The sequence below is a fragment of the Pseudomonas anatoliensis genome (assembly GCF_017976235.1).
Lineage (GTDB): Bacteria > Pseudomonadota > Gammaproteobacteria > Pseudomonadales > Pseudomonadaceae > Aquipseudomonas > Aquipseudomonas anatoliensis.
The window spans coordinates 256,476-272,795 of sequence record NZ_JACVHC010000009.1 but is presented as its reverse complement, the minus strand read 5'-3'; the positions used below and the strand labels follow the sequence as shown (position 1 = coordinate 272,795).

The window sequence follows — 16,320 nt, the reverse complement described above, 5'->3', positions numbered from 1 at the left end:
CCCAAAAAGTTGTAGGACTCAAGCGGATTGCGATATTGGGGAGCGAGATGTCAGCAACGTCACGGACGCGGCAAGTAGCAGCACGCCAGCGCTAAACACGAAAGTGCTCTGATAGCCGCCATGATCGAAAAGCAGTCCGCCGATGTTTGAGCCCAGGGCGATGGCCAGTTGAATCACCGCCACCATCAAACCTCCCCCGGCCTCGGCATTGTTGGGCAAGGCCTGCGCGATCCAGCTCCACCATCCGACTGGCGCCGCGGTGGCCAACAACCCCCAAAAGCCAAGCAGTACAGTGACGACTACGACCGAGGATCCAAAGGGAATCAGTGCCAAAGCGATCAACGCCATCAGCATCGGTATGACGATCAATGTCCGGAAGAGACCGCGCCGTAAAAACGGGCCGATGATCAGAGTGCCGATAAAGCCTGCTACTCCGATCACCAACAGGATCAGCGACAGTGTGGATACATCGACACGCGTCACCGTTTCGAGGAAAGGTCGCAGGTAGGTAAACAGGGCGAACTGCCCCATGAAAAAGGCGCCGCACCCGGCCATGCCGATTGCGACAGATCGGTTCTTCAACAGCTTCAAGGCATTGCCCGTTCCCGACGTGCGCGGCGCTACCTTCATGGTCGGCAGGCTGATCCACAACCAGATGAAGGCAATCGTTGCTACCGGCACCAGACAAAAAAACGCGCCGCGCCAACCGATGATCGAGCCCAGATAGCTGCCCAGCGGTGCGGCAATCACGGTAGCCAACGCATTGCCGCCATTGAAGATGGCCAAGGCTTTGGGCACCTGCGAGGTTGGTACCAGTCGCATCGCGGTCGCAGCGGACATCGACCAAAAACCACCAATGACCACACCGATCAAGGCACGACCGACCATGTACGTCAGATAGTTGGGGGCCAGTGCGACGATCGCGCCGGAGGCGGCCATCAACCCTGCCAATGCCATCAGCAAAATCTTGCGGTTGAGGGTTCCAGCCATCCAGGAGATGGTCAGGCTGCTTAAAACGGCAAATGCTCCGGAGATCGCAATGCCCTGCCCGACCATCCCTTGCGTCACCTGAAGATCATCGGCCATCGGCGTCAGCAGACTGACCGGCATGAACTCCGACGCGATCAGCGCGAAGACACAAAGCGTCATTGCAAAGACGCCGCTCCAATGAGCGGGCGTATTCTGGGGGGAGGAGACAGCGACCATTGGGGCCTCATTAGCATTCATATTCATGCCGACAATGGTGACGAGTGAACGCGACCGCGACTAGCTAATGAATACTTAACAAGGTTATAAGCTCAGCTAATCAATCGACTGTGACGGCGTTTACAAAATGGTCAGAAGAAATCTCAACGATCTGCTGTCGTTCGTAACGGTGGCGCGCGAAGGCAGTTTTACGCGCGCGGCAGGCGTACTGGGCGTCACGCAGTCTGCGCTGAGTCAGGCCGTCAGCGGTCTGGAAGCACGTCTGCAAATCAGGTTGCTGACGCGAACCACACGCAGCGTTTCGCCGACCGCTGCGGGCGAACGGCTGTTGCAGGCGATCGGCCACCGCTTCGATGAAATCGAAACGGAACTGGATATCCTGACGGACCTGCGCGACAAGCCGGCCGGCACGGTACGCATCACCTGCGGCGATCATGTTTTGCGGACAACACTCCTTCCAAAACTCACCGCATTGCTACACGAATACCCCGATATCAATGTCGAGTTCGACGTCAATTACGGATTCAGAGACATCGTGGCGGATCGTTTTGATGCGGGTGTGCGTCTTGGGGATACCATCGACAAAGACATGGTCGCCGTTCCGATAGGGCCGCCCTTACGCATGGCCGTCGTAGCCTCGCCAGCGTACTTCACCACGCACGAGCGCCCGAAAAATCCACGAGACCTGATGAACCACAACTGCATCAATCAGCGTATGCAGACATCAGGCGGGCTCTATGTGTGGGATTTCGAGCGGCGCGGCAAACAAGTGAACGTGCGCGTAGACGGTCAGCTCATTTTCAACACGTCGACCCACATCGTCTATGCCGCTTTGGCCGGGCTGGGCATTGCCTACCTCCCCGAAGAGGAGTTTGAACCGCATCTCCAGGAAGGCCGACTCGTGCGGGTTCTGGAAGACTGGTGCTTACCATTTTCTGGATATTACTTGTACTACCCCAATCGCCGGCAACCTTCGCCTGCATTTACATTGGTTGCGAATGCGCTGCGCGAAGGGGTTTAGTGGGGCGAGCCTATGCTCTTAGATTTGTTATTTTGACCGGGCTCTGAGGATTCATGCTCTTCAAACATCAGCCAAGCGCGGCGGCGGAAGAATACCACCGACAGTTTGCGTTCAGACCGTTCGACAGGTTAACCACGCCCCCCAGAACAGGCTGCTAAAAAACCGCGTAGCCTCGCCGAACCCCGCCTCATGCAGCAACGCCTGAACCGCCGCCTCGGAATGCGGCGGATCTGCGCCCTGAAGAATCTTGCCAAGCTTTGCCCTCACCTCCTCCGCATTGGCGCCCTGTTGCCGCCAGCGTTGACCCCAAGCGCTCAACAACAGCGGTTGACTCGCGTACGCGTAATGATTGCCTGCCACGATCAACGGCGCGCCCGGTTTCAAGCGAGCCTTGATCGATTGCAGGATGGCGTGTTTTTGCTCGTCGCCATTCAGGTGATGGAGTACGCCGATCAGGGTCGCTGCGTCGAATGACTCGTCCGCTGGCAAGTCGTCGACATGCCCCAGATGCACCTTCGTTGTGTGCAGCAAGTTGTTGGCCTGCAAATGCTGCGTCGCGGCTTCCAGCATTGGCTCGGAAGGATCAACTGCGGTGAAGCGCCAGTTCGGCTCCAGCGTGGCCATTGCGATGATTTCCTGCGCCGTACCGCCAGCGCCGACGACCAGCACTTTGGCCGACCGCGAGTGACCGAGACTGGCGGCCAACATGCACGCCGCAAGATCGTGACAGGCATCGTAACCGGCCAATGCGATGCGGCTTTGCCTGGCGTATTCGCTGGCGCGGGAGGTATCGAATTTATCGGCGGGATTGGCAGTGGATGAGTTCAATGGGCGATCTCCTTGTCTTTGCAGCAAGGTACGCCGAGAAACCGGATAAAAAAAATGCATAAATTTTATGCGGTGCATTCCTGCGGGGAATGCATGCCTGGAGCGGCGCTCTGCGGTCGGCAAAAGCAGACACTGAGCGCCACGTATTTACCTAAGGCCTATCGCGTGAGTAGAATGCGATTAATTATCAATCATGTACTTGCTGGGATTCCGATGCGCAGCGACGAAACACTAGGTACTGCAGATCTAGGGCTGCTCTATCGCACCCACCACTCGTGGTTGCACGGCTGGCTGATCCGACGCATTGGATGTCGCGATAACGCAGCAGATCTGGCGCAGGACACCTTCGTACGTCTGCTCAAATCCCGTCAGTCCAGCCCCTTGCGCGAACCACGCGCCTATTTGAGCAGTATCGCCCGCGGACTGATGATTGATCAGTTCCGTCGTCGCGAACTCGAACGTGCCTACCTGGAAAGCGTCACGTTGCTGCCTCAACACGAGGTTCCCTCGGAAGAAAGCCGGCTGATGATTCTTGATGCGCTCGAGCGCATTGACCGCATGCTCGGTACGCTTAAACCGAGAGTTCGCCAGGCGTTTTTATTTGCCCGACTCGACGGTCTGACCTGCGCGCAAATAGCCGAGAAGCTGGGTGTTTCCCGCGCGACCGTGGAACGCGACCTGGCCACAGCCCTGCAACACTGCTATCGCTTGCGTTATGCCGAGGCGTGAGCCGCAGGCGCTGGATCCGGCCATTGTCGAGCAGGCGATTCAATGGCAGGTGCGCCTTCGCTTCAATCAAGCCGATGAACAAACACAACGCACTTTCGAGCACTGGCTGCAGCAACGCCCAGAGCATGTGTTGGCGTGGCAGCGTGTGGAATCGCTTGGGGATGAACTCACAGGCGTGCCAGCTCAACTGGCCCGACAAACCCTTGATGGCTCCCACCATGGAATGCGCCGGCGGGAAAGCCTGAAGCTACTGGGCATATTGGCGACTGTTGGCACGGCAGCCTGGCTCGGCCGGGACTACACACCCGTACCCGCCATGCTGGCGCAGCAACGCAGCAGCACCGGCGAGCAACGACGCTTCCAACTCGATGATGGCAGCCTTATCCAGCTCAATAGCGATAGCGCCGTCGACAGCGATTTCGACGCTCAGCGACGCCTGCTCATTCTGCGGCGTGGTGAAATCATCGTGAATGTCGGCGCGGATCAACACTCGCCTCAAGCGCGACCGTTCTGGGTGCAATCACGTGACGGGATCATGCGCGCTCAGAGTTCGCGCTTTCTGGCGCGCGAGCTTGACGTTGGCACTCTGGTCGCGGCTCAGGAAGGATCAGTCACGGTATTCCCCGGCTCCAGTCAAACGTCTGCCAGCCGCAGTGTCCAGGCCGGACATCAGCTGCTGTTCACATCAAGTGGCGCCCAAATGGTCAGGGACAACGGTCTTGACCTATGGAGCTGGGGTGACGGCGTGATCAGTGCGCGCAACATGCGCCTTAGTGATTTCATCGTGGAGTTGTCGCGTTATCGCCCCGGGGTACTGCGCTGCGCCGAAGAGGTCGCTGATCTGCGCGTTTCCGGCACCTTCCAGCTCGCCGACAACGATCAGGTCCTGGCTTTGATCGCGCAGTCACTGCACCTGCACATTGATTATCGAACCCGTTATTGGGTGACCGTGACCGCTGCTACCACCTGAGCCGATTAGAACTTTGTAGTTCGTGAAAAATAATGAGGTGGTTTCTCATTCTCGTTCGACCTCTTTGGAAGGCCGGAATACAGGCCAGTCTGCCGATGTCCTTTCTTGGAGCGAGAAAATGAGTTCGTCCCCGGTTTCACAGCGCCATCCATTGAATCGTGCCTTGCACGGTGCGATGTTGGGTTTGATCGTAAGCAGCTACGCATTGCCATCGCTGGCGCAAACGTCGAGCGCTGATCACAGCAATCAAATCAAGCAGTGGAACATCGCTGCGGGCCCACTGGCGCCGGCGCTTGACCGCTTTGCGCGCGAGGCTGGCATCAGTCTTTCATTCGACGCGTCGAGTGTAGTGAACCGCACCACTGCTGGCGTGAATGGCACGCTCGATACGTCGGCAGCGCTGTCATCGTTGCTGCAGGGGAGCGAATTGCAAATCGAACAGCAAGGCCCGAACGCCTACCTGCTGCTCCCTCAAGCAAAGCCCGCCGGCCCGCTGGAGCTCGATGCAACGGACGTCGAGGACTACCGCCTTGCCCCCCTGATCATCAATGCCAAGGTCAGGGTCAGTGCCGACGACGACGCCAACTCGGTGGTCGCCAAGGAGCTCTGGGTTGGCGGCAAGGTGGCAACCAGCATTCTCAATACACCGGCATCGGTGTCGGTTGTTACCAACAAGGAAATGCAGCAACGCAGCGTCAGCACCACGGAAGAGGCGCTGCAATACACGCCGGGCGTGATCACTGACTTCTATGGTACGGATGACCGCAACGACTATTTCCAGATCCGGGGCTTCCAGGCCACCACCTACCGTGACGGCTTGACCCTGAGCTCGATGCGCGGCGTACGCGAAGATCCATTCGCTTATGAGCGCATCGAGATTCTGCGTGGCGCCAACTCCACGCTGTTTGGCCCCGCAGACCCGGGCGGCTCGGTGAATTTCGTGACCAAACAGCCGCGCTTCGAGCAGTTTGGCCAAGGCTATGTGACCTACGGTTCGTTTGACCATGTCGAGACAGGCATCGATGTCGGGGATGCGCTGAACGACGAGAAAACCCTGGCTGGCCGCTTTACTGCCAAAGGCCAAAACAGCGACCGCGAGTACGATCACTCACAGGACGACAACCAGTTGTTTATGGGTGGCCTCACCTGGGCACCGACGGATTACACGTCGGCGACGATGATTCTGGACTACCTGAAAACCGAAAGTTCGCCCAATAGCGGCGGTTATCCGCTGGACAAGGAATACGACCGCAGCAAGTTTTATGGCGAGCCCAGCTACAACTTCCACGATGTCGAGCGCACCAGCCTCAGCGGTAACGTCACCCATGACTTCGACAACGGCTTCGTGCTGCGCAGCAATCTGCGTTACAGCAAGTTGACCGACGATTTTGGCTACGTTTACCTCAGCGACAGCGCCGCGCGTGTAGGGACTACTGTTGACCGCTATCAGTTTGGCACGGACAGTGAGGCCGACCAGTTCAACGGCAATCTGATGCTGCAATACGATGCCCGCTTCGAGAACATCGACAGCAGCAGCCTGGTGGGCGTGGAGTACCTCGATTCGACCACCAAGGAAAGCTCGATCTACGCCCTGACGACCCCGATTGACATTGCAAACCCCGTGTTTACTGGCGTTTCACGCTCAATCGCGCCGTATGCCGTGAACAAGCGAGACGCGACCACCAAGGCCGTATTCCTGCAGCAGAACCTGTCGTTCTACGAACGTTTCATCGTCACCGGCGGTGTGCGCAACGACTCGATGGACCTGACCAGCAAAGGCTTGCAATCCACTGAGAAAGACACCTTCTCCGAAACCTCCTACCGAGGTGCGTTGACCTATATCGTCAACGATGAGGTGTCCACCTATGTGAGCATGGTGGAATCCGTCTCGCCGCCGCAGGTTGGCGTAACACCGCAGACGGGCAGGCAGTACGAAGTGGGCGTGAAATATGCGCCGATGGGGATGGACGCACTGTTCTCCGCCGCCGTTTATGACCTGACCCAGGAAAACGTCACCATCGCCGTGGTGCTGCCGAGCGGCATCATTGAGCAACAGACGGTGGGCGAATCGCGGGCGCGTGGCCTCGACCTGGAGGCCAAGGCGCAGGTGACGCAGAACCTCAGCCTGATCGGTGGCTATTCCTATATGGAGTCCGAGGTACTGCGCGGTTCGTTGTACGACGGCAGCTCCCTGAAGGGTAATGAGTTCTCCACGGCACCCAAGCATTCCGCTTCGCTCTGGAGTTATTACGACGTCCCCGCCACTGATGTCAGCGTTGGCCTGGGTGCGCGCTACGTCGGCTCGTATTACTTCGATGCGGCCAACTCCGGCAAAAGCGATGGCACCACGCTGTTCGACGCCGCCTTCAACTACAAGATTGCCAAGGGCACCGACCTTGCGGTGAACGTCAGCAACCTGCTGGATGAGCAGCACGTGGTCGGTTCCGGCACAGCGAACTTCTACAACCCGGGTCGCGAGATTACCGCCAAAGTGAGTTACAACTGGTAAGCAGGCTTGTAAGCCTTTTTCCCTTAAAGGAAGCGGTGCCCGCTTTACCGCGGGCATCGTCAACTTGGGGTCTTTTTCGGTTTCCCAGCCATCAAGGCAATCCAGACACAATCAGCTTGGTCCGGCTGTCGGGCAGCCATAGGTAAACTCAAGCGTTCACCTAAGCTTTTACCTAGTGCGATTACATGGAGAGAATCTGAGCCACTTGATTTTCAAAGCGTGGAGGTTCCGATGATCAGGCGTTTTATTCCTGTTTTTTTACTTGCCGCTACCATCTGTCTCGGTGGCGCGTCTTGTCACGACCAAAAAGAAGAAGAAAATTTGCAAAACAAGCAAACGATGGAAGGCAGCCCGGCTCGCACGGGGACGGGAATAATTCCCCGACAACAAATTCAACCCAGAATGAACAGAATGTAGTCAGACTACGACGTTCTGCCGAACCGGCTAATCCACGTGACGCATGCCGAGATAGCTGCTGACTGCCTCATCTATAGTTGGAAAGAACGCCGTTTCGCCAAGCCTTGCGAAAAGCCCGAATCGCTTCAGCTTGTCCTTGACCGGGTCCTTCATCTCGGCCACGCACAACTTGATGCCCGCCGCGTGCAAGGTTTCGTCCAGTTCACCCAGCATGTCGGCCGAGGTCACGTCCACACTGGTGACGGGTTCTGCTGCTACGACTAACCAGCGCACGGGCGTAGGCGATGCAGCCACTGCGTCCAGCACTCGCTCATTGAACAGTTCGGCGTTGGCAAAAAACAACGGTGCATCCCAGCGAAACAGGACCAGGCCCGATATAAGGCTCGCGTCAGGATAACGCTGGATGTCGTGGTACCCCTTGACGCCTTTGGCTTGCCCCAGCACTGCGGAATACGGTCGCCAGCCATCCCACAGAAATTCGATGACGGCTATTACGATGGCCAGCCCGATGCCCTCAATCGCGCCAAATACAGCCACGCCGAGGGTGCACACGATTGACAGCCGAAACTCCCAGCGCTGGATCCGATAAATTCGCCGCAGGTCGGTGACTTCAATCAAGCCAATGGCTGATGCGATCACCACCGCTGCCAATGCGCTGCTGGGCAAACTCTCCAACAAATTCGGCGCCACCACCAGCAGCAAGGCAACTGCCAACGCGCCAACAACGCCGGTCAACTGGGTTTTGGCGCCTGCGGCTTCAGCCACGGGGGTACGTGAAGAACTGCTACTGATTGGAAAGCCCTGGAAAAATCCAGCCGCCAGATTGGCAAAACCCAGCCCTGCCATCTCTTGGTTCGGGTCCACGTATGTGCGGGTCCGCGCTGCATAGACACGAGAAAGCACACTGGTGTCGGCGAATGACACCAGTGCGACGGCACAACCGCCGATAAGCACGGGGACAATATCAGCGCGGGTAATCCAGGGGATGGCGAACGCAGGTAAACCTTGTGGAAGAACACCGAGCACCGACACCCCGGCCCGCGCGCCAAGGTCCAGCACACCGACGACGACAGTCGCACCGACCACTGCGGCCAAAATGCCCGGCACCCGTTTATAGGGTTTGAGTAGAAGGATCACGACCAATGTGGCTGCGCCGATCATGAACGCAGTCCAGTTGGTCTTTCCTTCCATTACTGCGGTCGAGATGGCCCATATGTTTCTCAGCGGACCGTCAGACTCAATCGAAAAACCGAAAAACTTTGGCAGTTGGCTGATCAATACGGTCAGCGCGATGCCGTTCATGTACCCGTAGCGGATCGGTTTGGAAAGCAACTCCGTAATGAAGCCCAAACGAATGATGCCCGCCAGGATACACACCGTGCCTGAAACGATCGCCATCATGCCCGCCAGGGCGACGGCGCGGTGCGGGTCGCCGCCCGACAGGGGCAGGACGACAGCCAGGATAACGGCGGCCAGTGAGGAATCCGGGCCCAGCACCAGAATCCGGCTAGGCCCGAACAACGCGTAAGCGAGCAACGGAACGATGGTCGCGTAGAGGCCATAGATGCCGGGGACGCCCGATGCCACGGCGTAAGCAATGCCGACGGGTACCAACATCGTGGTGAGCACCAGTCCGGCCATGATGTCGTGACGCAACCAGGCAACCTGATACCCGCGCAGCGTGCGGAGTCCAGGAAGCCAGCGGCCCCAGCCGGTTTCGTCGCCGCCATCGCGACGGGCAATTCGGCCCGGTTCGAGGACGGGAGGCGAAGAATCCAAATCGCTCATAGAACTTTGCCCTTTAGATGTACAACGCAGATTTGCTTACACGTACCCGTCAGAATTTTTCGGGCACTCGCCGGTGCGGATAATCCGGGTCGCGATAGCCGCCTGGCTTCTGCCGTTTGGGCAATATCACCTTCTCGCGCGCGACATCCTTTCACGGAACCTCGGGCTGCATCCATGACTTCAACCATGCCAGGATGGCCAAGACCCTACATCCTCAAGCGCACGGAAAAGCTTAGTTCATACTTGTCTGTCACAACCCGCCGAAAGCAGTCAGCAGTGACTGCTTTCGCCCAAGCCTGCAGCTTGCGAGCTGACGTGACTTGTCACTTGAGCAATTGCATCTGCTGGCGATAGTCGTCCGTAACCTGCCGCGCCTGACTCGCACTGGTCACGACCCGTGGGGTGATCAGGACAATCAGCTCGGTTCTATCGCGCGACTTCGATGTATTGCCGAAAAGCCATTTCAGGCCAGGAATTTTCGACAGACCCGGCACGCTGGAGGTGGACTCCGCATTGTCCTGCTTGATCAACCCGCCGAGCAGCACCGTCTGCCCGCTCTGCACAGCGATTTGCGTGGAGACCGAACGGGTCGAGATGCGCGGATTGGGTTGAGAGGAGGTCACGTTACTCGTATCGGCGTCACTGACCTGTTGCTGGATGTCCATGTACACCAGACCACCCGGATTGATTCGCGGAACCACATCAAGGATCACCCCCGTCTGCACATACTCCACGCTGCTCAAGGTCGTGTCGGAATTGCTCGTATTGACGGTCGTCTGGCTGATGGGAATATTGTCACCGACCTGAATCTGCGCTTGCTGGTTGTTCATCACCACCAGCGACGGCGCCGATAACACCTGCGTGCGCCCGTTGGTTTCAAGTGCATGCAGCGCCACTTGCAGGTTGTTGCTGACGAAGGAATAGAACAGCGAATCCGCTGCACCGAGCCCTGCCCCGCCGGCGCCGAGCGCGCCTTGATTACCGCTGGTGTTGGCGACCGTCGTGCTCGATGAATTGCCGGCCAGATTGCCCAGATACCACTGCACGCCGAGATCCAGTTCGCCGGTCAGTTTGACCTCAAGGATCCGCGTCTCGATCTGCACTTGCATTGGCAGGTTATCCAGCCGCTTGATAGCCGATTCGATCTCTTTCCACTGTGCCGGTCGCGTGCGTACCAGCAACTGGTTGGTGCTTTTCTGCGCGGTAATGCGCACGCTCTGTTGCAGACTCTGCTCCGCAGCCTGCCCGCCGGACTCTGCAGTGTCGGCGCTTTCGCTGTCGCCCGATTCGCCACCAGAGGAATCATCCTCGGCCTCCTCCTCTTCACCGCTCGATTGCGCGCGATTGTTTTCAGCGCCCAGACCGGCAGATGCTTGCGACGTCGCGCCGGAAAGCCCATTGCCGCTGCCATTGAGCGACGACAGCGAGGCGGTGCGCAAACCCGGCGCGACCTTGGCGGCAGTGTCTTCCTTGATCGCGCCGTTGCCATAGATCTGGCGCAGGTATTTGGCCAGATCCGAGGCTTTCATATTGCGCACGTCGTAGACGTACATTTGCGGTTCATTGCCGCCACCCTCGTCGATGGTCGCGATCCAGTCGCCGACTTCCTGCAGATACGCCGGCTGCGACGAGATGGCGACGATGGAGTTGGTGCGTTCGTTGGGCATGAACTTGACCATGCTCGCCAACGGGATGCCGCTGTCAGGCCCGAACAGCTTTTGCAGTTGCGGCATCAATTCGGCCACCGATGCCCGTTGCAGGCCGTAGACGCCGATGGACATGCCCTTGAGCCAGTCGACGTCGAAGGTATCGATGGTGTCCTGATAGTTGGCCAGTTCATCCGGGGTGCCGGCCAGACTCAGCACGTTACGCGCCGGATCTACCAGCAGGAACGCGTTCTCTCGAGCGAACGGTTTGAGCAGTTTCTGCATTTCCGTGGCGGAGATGTAGCGCAGCGGGAACAGGCGCGCGGTGAGGCCGGTGGAAGGTCGGGCGACCGGCATTTCCGGTACCAACTTGCCCGCGACCGCCTGATTCGACGGCAGGATGACGTAGCGGTCGCCCTGGCGGATCATCGCGTTTTCCGTCCAGGACAGCAGGGTTTCCAGAATCGACAAGGCTTGCTGCTTGTTCACCGGTTTGGAAGTGGAAAAACTCACATTGCCTTTGACGCCTTGGGCGATGCTGTAGTTTTCGTGCAGCAGGTCGCCCATCACACTGTTGATCACCGCTTCGATCGGCTGGTCGGTGAAGTTGAAGACGATGTCCCCGCCTGGCTCGGCGCCAGCCTTTGCGCCGGCGGCAGGCGCTGCCGGACGCACAAAGTTCTGGCTGCCGCGAATGATCTGCCGGCGCGCCGGTGTGACGTCATCGGACACTGACGCGCCCGGCGTATCGGCGGGCGCATCCACCACTGGCGCGCGTTGCGAGCCGGTACCGTTGAGTGCTTCCTGCATCAGGGCCGGGTCATTTTGCGTCGACGACGGCGTGGACGCGCAGCCCGCCAGAGCCACGGCCGTGGCGAGACAAAGCAAGGGGCTGCGCAAACGAAGGATTTCAGGAAAGCAATTGTTCATGGTCTCGGTACATTGGGAAGAGTGATAAGGGGCGCCGTAGATGGCGACGGAAGACGTAGCACGGGCAGACTCAGCTGGCGGGTCTGGCCCTGGTACATGAAAGTGGCTTGCAGTGGGCTGAGCGCGGTCAGGGTCCAGCCGTTATCCAGCGCTTTGCCGACCGCGAGCTTGAGCGTGCGTTGGTTGGCCAGGCGCAACAGCGCCCACTGCGCCTGGCCATCGATGACCACGCCGGTCAACGCAACGCCTTGCAGCGCGGCCGTCCCGCCTTTACCGCTGACGAGGTCGGGTTTGCGCTCGGGACTGAAAATCGATTGTTGCCAGCTGAGGCTCAAGTCTTGCGCGGTCAAGGTCGGCAGCGGCTTTGGCGCGGCACTGGCCGGCAGATGACGCGGTTGATCGGCGGGCAGCCAGTGTTCAGCTCGTCCCGAGCCGAGTAACAGCACTACAAAAACTGCGCCCAGCGCCGCGGCGATGGTTAGCAGGAGCAGGTCCATATGGCTGAGCCTCATGCTCCGGGCTCCTTGCCGTTGGCCGGTTGCAGATAACCGCGCAACAGCAGATTCACCTGCAACCGCCCTGCACCTCCGCTGGCTGGCGCGGAGGTTTGACGACGGATGCTCAGATGGTCGACAAACAGAAACGGCTGGCCATATTCGAGATCGTGCAGCAGCCCGGTCAGGGGCTCCATGGCACATTCGAGGGTGAGGCTGACTTTGACCTGGCGATACGGTTCGGCGCTGTTTTGCTCCGGTGTGATCGGCATGCGTTGCGTGACCTGGCATCCGGGCCCCTGAGCGGTATGTGCCTTGACCAGATCGAGGCTGCGTTGCATCAGGTCGGCCGCCACGCCGCTGGGGTCGGTGCCGGGCAGCAGGCTGCTGCGGCTGGCCGGGTCGCGCCGGGCTTGTTGCAACTGCTGTTGCAGAGCGTCGCGTTGCTGCAGGACGCCGGCGTAGCGCTGCTGTTGTTCGCGCAGGCTGTCGGCCTGGTTTTCGATCTGCAACAGGGGGCCGAGAAACCAGCTCTGCACCAGCAGCCACCACCCCGCCCACACGGCCAGTGCCAGCACGATCAGCGCTGCGCCGCGACGTTCGCGCGCGGTCAATTCACGACGCATCGGCTGGCTCCTTGCGCAATTGCGCGTGCAATGAAAAGCGCTCCTTGCCCGTCTGTTCGTCGGGCTGAATGATCCCCTGGAACTGCGCATCGCTCAGGGTTCGGCAGTCTTTGGCGCGGGCAATCAAGGCACTGGCCCGGGCGCTCTGACCGGTGATCGAGACGCCGCCGTCTTCGCTGATGTCCAGTTGCTCGACCCAGGTATCGGCGCCGAGGCAACCGGTGAGGTCCAGCAACACACTGGACACGCTGGGCCGGGCAGTCTTGCGTTGCGCCAGATAGCGGGCGGCACCCTGGGTGTTGACCAACTCACGACGCAAGTTTTGCAGCGCCTGCACTTGTTCGCGTTGCTGATCGACGGCGTCCTGCATCGCTTCCATACGCGCCGATCGCGCGTCCAGCCACAGCACCATGCACGCCAGCAACAGGCCGACGCAGGTCATCGCCAGATAACGCGGCAAGTAGTTGCGACGGGCGCGCTGGTGTTTGTATTCGTCCGGCAGCAGATCGACTCCCAAAGGTTCGCCGTCGCTGCCCCGGCAATCGATGGCGTGCACATGCAGGCCGCGGGCTTGGCAATGATCGAGCACGGTTTGCAGACGCTCACGCGCAATCGCCACCAGCAACACCCGCGCGATGCTTTTTCCACGGCTTTGCACGCGAGTGACAAAGTGCATGTCCTCGCGGGGAAACGGCGTGTACTTGTCCAGTTCAAACCCGACCACACTGCGCAAATCGCGTGTGGCCGCGAGCGGAAGATCCAGCGTTTGCGCCAGAACCATCGCATAAGGCAACAGCAACACAACCCGGTCGTCGCCAGCATCAGGCAGCGCCTCGGGCAGCGGCCATGTCAACCGATGCTCTCGGTTGCGCGGCAGCAAACCGCGCTGCACTTGGGCCGGCAGTGCGTTGCGCAGCTCCTGCAACCACGCCTGCCACAAACGCTGGGCAAGGCTGCCGCGCCAGTGGCTTTGCCAGTGGCCGTGGACCTGGGCAAATCGCCGAGCCAGAGGCTGTGAGATCAATTGCTTCATTCTTGCCAGCGCAAGACCCGGTAAGGTCGTGCCCCCTCCTTCGATGGATTCAATAACAACGTGACGCGAAGCGTCGTGGTGTAACCGCCGGGCAAGGTCGCCCGGCTTTTAACGGTGATGATCGACCCGGCGGGTGAGACGCTCGGGCGTGCTCGTGGCAGGTTCAATGCCTGTTGCAACCAGGGCGTCGCAAAGCGCGGATCCGGCGCTGGCAACCCGCTCCACAACGTCACGTAGGGTACGGCTCGCTGGTAAATCGCCTGGGTCATGCCAGGCAGCTCGCGCAGTTCCTCGACCATCCGCAGCGGCGCCTGATCATTGGCGCGACGTCGCTCGACGGCTTGCGCCAGTTGCCGCGCATCCCCGGGGGGCGCGCCGCATGCCTGTAACAACCGCGCGAGCAACTCGGCAGGCGCAGCGTTTAGATCCACCTGGCCCTGCTCGCTGCGCAGGCTGACGGCCAGCTCGGCATCATCGAAACGCAAGGCATGCACTTGGTTGTCCGCCAGCCAGCGCCGTTGCGGGTCGTGATCGAGTTGGGCCAGCACCGCCATGGCGATACCCGCCTCGGCAGCCAGTTGCCCCTGTAAATGCTGGCGCTTCCAAAGGGCCTGACGGTTCTGTAAATGCACCCAACCCACCAGCCCGGCGAGCAACGTGGCGAGCAGCGCCAACACCCACAGCACCAGAAGCAGCGCGACGCCGCGCTGACGCTTCATGGCGTGATGTTCTCGCCGGACAAATCCAGACGCAGACGAACAACCTGCCTCGGCCACACGATAGCCCCGGCAAATTGCGCGTCGATGCACACCGCGCGCGGCAGCCGTCCGGGCCATGGCCAGTGATCCAGCCACTCCGTCGTTTTCCCCTCGGGCGACAGGCCCCGGTAGCTCATATGTAGCGCTTTTACCTGCTGCAACAGCACTTGCGGTTCCCTGGCCGACTGCAAGGTTTCGCCCTGCAAACGCTGAAGAGTGACCTGCAAACGCCCCTCTACGAGACTCACTTGGTGCCGATAGATACCACCGCCCACCGTCGCGGGAAGCGGCGCGTAAAACCTCAAACTGTCAGCGTCACCCTGAAAGATTGGCGATTGGCTTTCACCCGGTTTTCCCTCTGCCAGAGGCAATGCCTGGCCGATGGCGCTGCGCAAGAAATTCTGCGTCGAGCGCACTTCATCGAGGCGGTTGCTGTAGCGCTCGGCCTTGGCCATGGCCCGATTGGCACCCGATATCGCTGCGCCGATCAACGTCAGTAACACGCCGAGCAAACTGATCACCACCAGAATTTCCAGCAGGGTGAAGCCTCGCTGATTACCCTTCATTTGCCAGCACCGCTGCCTGCGCTGCGCACTTGCAAGGTGCTGTACCGGGCATGCCGGCCGCCATCGTCCACTTGCAGATCCAGCCGATAAGCATTGGCCGATCCATTAGGGCCGGGGACAACGCTTACATTCATTTGCCAGCGCACCCCGCTCCATTCGCCATTGCTGCGCCCGGCTACGAAGGCACGGTCACTGGCGTCGTCGATCAGCGAACGCGCGACCAGACTCAAACGATCACTGCGTTGCACTTGCTGCAAGGCCCGGGCGCTGTTGCCGAACGCCCCTACCAGGACGCTGCTGCACACCGCCAGCACAGCAAGGGCAGCCAGCATTTCCAGCAATGTGAAACCGCGCTGGCGGTTCAATTGAGCGTGTGCAACTGAACGCTGCCCGTCAGCCAGTTGATATCGATACGCCAACGCTTGTCGTTGCGCGACAACATCAGGTGCCCGCCGCTGGAGCCGCCATCCGGATAGAACTCGAATGCCGCGCCGAGTCCCTCGGCGGTGACCAGTTGCACATGCATGTCCTGCGGCAAGCTGTGCGGCTTATGGTCGGGGCCATTGAAGCGCGCCTTGTGCAGATCGAAATGCGTCTGGGCCGGTTGACCGGTGACGATGGCTTGCACCCGCGCAGCGCGCAGTGACTGCACCAATTGCGTCAGCGCCTGACGTTCCTTCGCCGATTGCAGGCCCTTGCCCACGCCGAAGCTGATCAAACCGATGCTGACGCCGATCAAGACGATCACCACCAGCAGTTCGATCAAAGTGAAGCCGCGAGAGCGCTGCAAGGCGTGCAC

15 protein-coding genes and 1 pseudogene are annotated in these 16,320 nt (G+C 59.8%); 4 read left to right on the top strand and 12 right to left on the bottom strand.

The genetic code is table 11. The annotated features are described in order from the left end of the window. Positions 1-18 precede the first annotated feature (18 nt). Complete coding sequence (locus tag ICA16_RS26490) at positions 19-1,206, bottom strand: MFS transporter (RefSeq protein ID WP_210702000.1); 1,188 nt, start codon at positions 1,204-1,206, stop codon at positions 19-21. Positions 1,207-1,333: 127 nt separating this feature from the next. Between ICA16_RS26490 and ICA16_RS26485 the strand changes: the two genes are divergently transcribed. Continuing rightward, a complete protein-coding gene (locus ICA16_RS26485; RefSeq protein ID WP_210701999.1) occupies positions 1,334-2,227 on the top strand; it encodes a LysR family transcriptional regulator in 894 nt (297 codons plus the stop codon). A 111-nt stretch (positions 2,228-2,338) separates the two neighbouring features. Here the strand turns inward: ICA16_RS26485 and ICA16_RS26480 are convergent, their stop codons facing one another. Further along, positions 2,339-3,055 (bottom strand): class I SAM-dependent methyltransferase, encoded by a 717-nt coding sequence (locus ICA16_RS26480; RefSeq protein WP_210701998.1) that lies wholly within the window; start codon positions 3,053-3,055, stop codon positions 2,339-2,341. A gap of 213 nt (positions 3,056-3,268) precedes the next feature. Between ICA16_RS26480 and ICA16_RS26475 the strand changes: the two genes are divergently transcribed. The 3 genes from ICA16_RS26475 to ICA16_RS26465 all read left to right on the top strand — a co-directional run bounded on the left by ICA16_RS26475 (position 3,269) and on the right by ICA16_RS26465 (position 7,263). After that, on the top strand, positions 3,269-3,784 hold the full coding sequence (locus tag ICA16_RS26475; protein WP_210555223.1) for a sigma-70 family RNA polymerase sigma factor: 516 nt from the start codon (positions 3,269-3,271) through the stop codon (positions 3,782-3,784). Next, on the top strand, positions 3,771-4,754 hold the full coding sequence (locus ICA16_RS26470; protein ID WP_210701997.1) for a FecR domain-containing protein: 984 nt from the start codon (positions 3,771-3,773) through the stop codon (positions 4,752-4,754). Before ICA16_RS26475 ends, ICA16_RS26470 begins: the two co-directional genes overlap by 14 nt. A 118-nt stretch (positions 4,755-4,872) precedes the next feature. Beyond that, positions 4,873-7,263, top strand: a complete 2,391-nt coding sequence (locus ICA16_RS26465) for a TonB-dependent siderophore receptor (protein WP_210701996.1) — start codon at positions 4,873-4,875, stop codon at positions 7,261-7,263. 444 nt (positions 7,264-7,707) lie between these two features. On the opposite strand, the gene ICA16_RS26460 is transcribed toward ICA16_RS26465, so the two are convergent. From ICA16_RS26460 to ICA16_RS26420, 10 genes and pseudogenes are all read right to left on the bottom strand, one after another. Beyond that, positions 7,708-9,468 carry a SulP family inorganic anion transporter gene (locus tag ICA16_RS26460; protein ID WP_210701995.1) on the bottom strand — a complete coding sequence of 587 codons (1,761 nt, stop codon included), beginning with the start codon at positions 9,466-9,468 and terminating at the stop codon, positions 7,708-7,710. Positions 9,469-9,517: 49 nt separating this feature from the next. Beyond that, positions 9,518-9,619, bottom strand: a pseudogene (locus tag ICA16_RS28265) (polyphosphate kinase 2); the annotation flags it as partial. Between the two features lie 172 nt (positions 9,620-9,791). Beyond that, positions 9,792-12,044, bottom strand: a complete 2,253-nt coding sequence (gspD, locus tag ICA16_RS26455; protein WP_210701994.1) for a type II secretion system secretin GspD — start codon at positions 12,042-12,044, stop codon at positions 9,792-9,794. After that, positions 12,041-12,556 (bottom strand): general secretion pathway protein GspN, encoded by a 516-nt coding sequence (locus ICA16_RS26450; RefSeq protein ID WP_210701993.1) that lies wholly within the window; start codon positions 12,554-12,556, stop codon positions 12,041-12,043. The genes gspD and ICA16_RS26450 overlap by 4 nt, the downstream gene beginning before the upstream one ends. Beyond that, entirely contained in the window at positions 12,553-13,164 is a 612-nt protein-coding gene (gene gspM / locus ICA16_RS26445; RefSeq protein WP_210701992.1) for a type II secretion system protein GspM, read from the bottom strand. Before gspM ends, ICA16_RS26450 begins: the two co-directional genes overlap by 4 nt. Further along, a complete protein-coding gene (locus ICA16_RS26440) occupies positions 13,154-14,197 on the bottom strand; it encodes a type II secretion system protein GspL (protein ID WP_224450924.1) in 1,044 nt (347 codons plus the stop codon). The genes gspM and ICA16_RS26440 overlap by 11 nt, the downstream gene beginning before the upstream one ends. Continuing rightward, positions 14,194-14,916: a type II secretion system protein GspK gene (locus ICA16_RS26435; RefSeq protein WP_210701991.1), complete on the bottom strand. Its 723-nt coding sequence runs from the start codon at positions 14,914-14,916 to the stop codon at positions 14,194-14,196. Before ICA16_RS26435 ends, ICA16_RS26440 begins: the two co-directional genes overlap by 4 nt. Next, entirely contained in the window at positions 14,913-15,521 is a 609-nt protein-coding gene (locus tag ICA16_RS26430; RefSeq protein WP_210701990.1) for a prepilin-type N-terminal cleavage/methylation domain-containing protein, read from the bottom strand. The genes ICA16_RS26435 and ICA16_RS26430 overlap by 4 nt, the downstream gene beginning before the upstream one ends. After that, entirely contained in the window at positions 15,518-15,886 is a 369-nt protein-coding gene (locus tag ICA16_RS26425) for a type II secretion system protein (RefSeq protein ID WP_210701989.1), read from the bottom strand. The genes ICA16_RS26430 and ICA16_RS26425 overlap by 4 nt, the downstream gene beginning before the upstream one ends. Next, entirely contained in the window at positions 15,883-16,320 is a 438-nt protein-coding gene (locus tag ICA16_RS26420; protein WP_150618228.1) for a GspH/FimT family pseudopilin, read from the bottom strand. The genes ICA16_RS26425 and ICA16_RS26420 overlap by 4 nt, the downstream gene beginning before the upstream one ends.

Excerpts from the sequence above, each read along its gene's own strand:
- gspD (WP_210701994.1), bottom strand. The coding sequence starts at position 12,044 with ATGAACAATTGCTTTCCTGAAATCCTTCGTTTGCGCAGCCCCTTGCTT.
- ICA16_RS26485 (WP_210701999.1), top strand. The coding sequence starts at position 1,334 with ATGGTCAGAAGAAATCTCAACGATCTGCTGTCGTTCGTAACGGTGGCG.
- ICA16_RS26465 (WP_210701996.1), top strand. The coding sequence starts at position 4,873 with ATGAGTTCGTCCCCGGTTTCACAGCGCCATCCATTGAATCGTGCCTTG.
- ICA16_RS26440 (WP_224450924.1), bottom strand. The coding sequence starts at position 14,197 with ATGAAGCAATTGATCTCACAGCCTCTGGCTCGGCGATTTGCCCAGGTC.
- ICA16_RS26475 (WP_210555223.1), top strand. The coding sequence starts at position 3,269 with ATGCGCAGCGACGAAACACTAGGTACTGCAGATCTAGGGCTGCTCTAT.
- gspM (WP_210701992.1), bottom strand. The coding sequence starts at position 13,164 with ATGCGTCGTGAATTGACCGCGCGCGAACGTCGCGGCGCAGCGCTGATC.
- ICA16_RS26430 (WP_210701990.1), bottom strand. The coding sequence starts at position 15,521 with ATGAAGGGTAATCAGCGAGGCTTCACCCTGCTGGAAATTCTGGTGGTG.
- ICA16_RS26490 (WP_210702000.1), bottom strand. The coding sequence starts at position 1,206 with ATGGTCGCTGTCTCCTCCCCCCAGAATACGCCCGCTCATTGGAGCGGC.
- ICA16_RS26435 (WP_210701991.1), bottom strand. The coding sequence starts at position 14,916 with ATGAAGCGTCAGCGCGGCGTCGCGCTGCTTCTGGTGCTGTGGGTGTTG.
- ICA16_RS26460 (WP_210701995.1), bottom strand. The coding sequence starts at position 9,468 with ATGAGCGATTTGGATTCTTCGCCTCCCGTCCTCGAACCGGGCCGAATT.
- ICA16_RS26470 (WP_210701997.1), top strand. The coding sequence starts at position 3,771 with ATGCCGAGGCGTGAGCCGCAGGCGCTGGATCCGGCCATTGTCGAGCAG.
- ICA16_RS26450 (WP_210701993.1), bottom strand. The coding sequence starts at position 12,556 with ATGAGGCTCAGCCATATGGACCTGCTCCTGCTAACCATCGCCGCGGCG.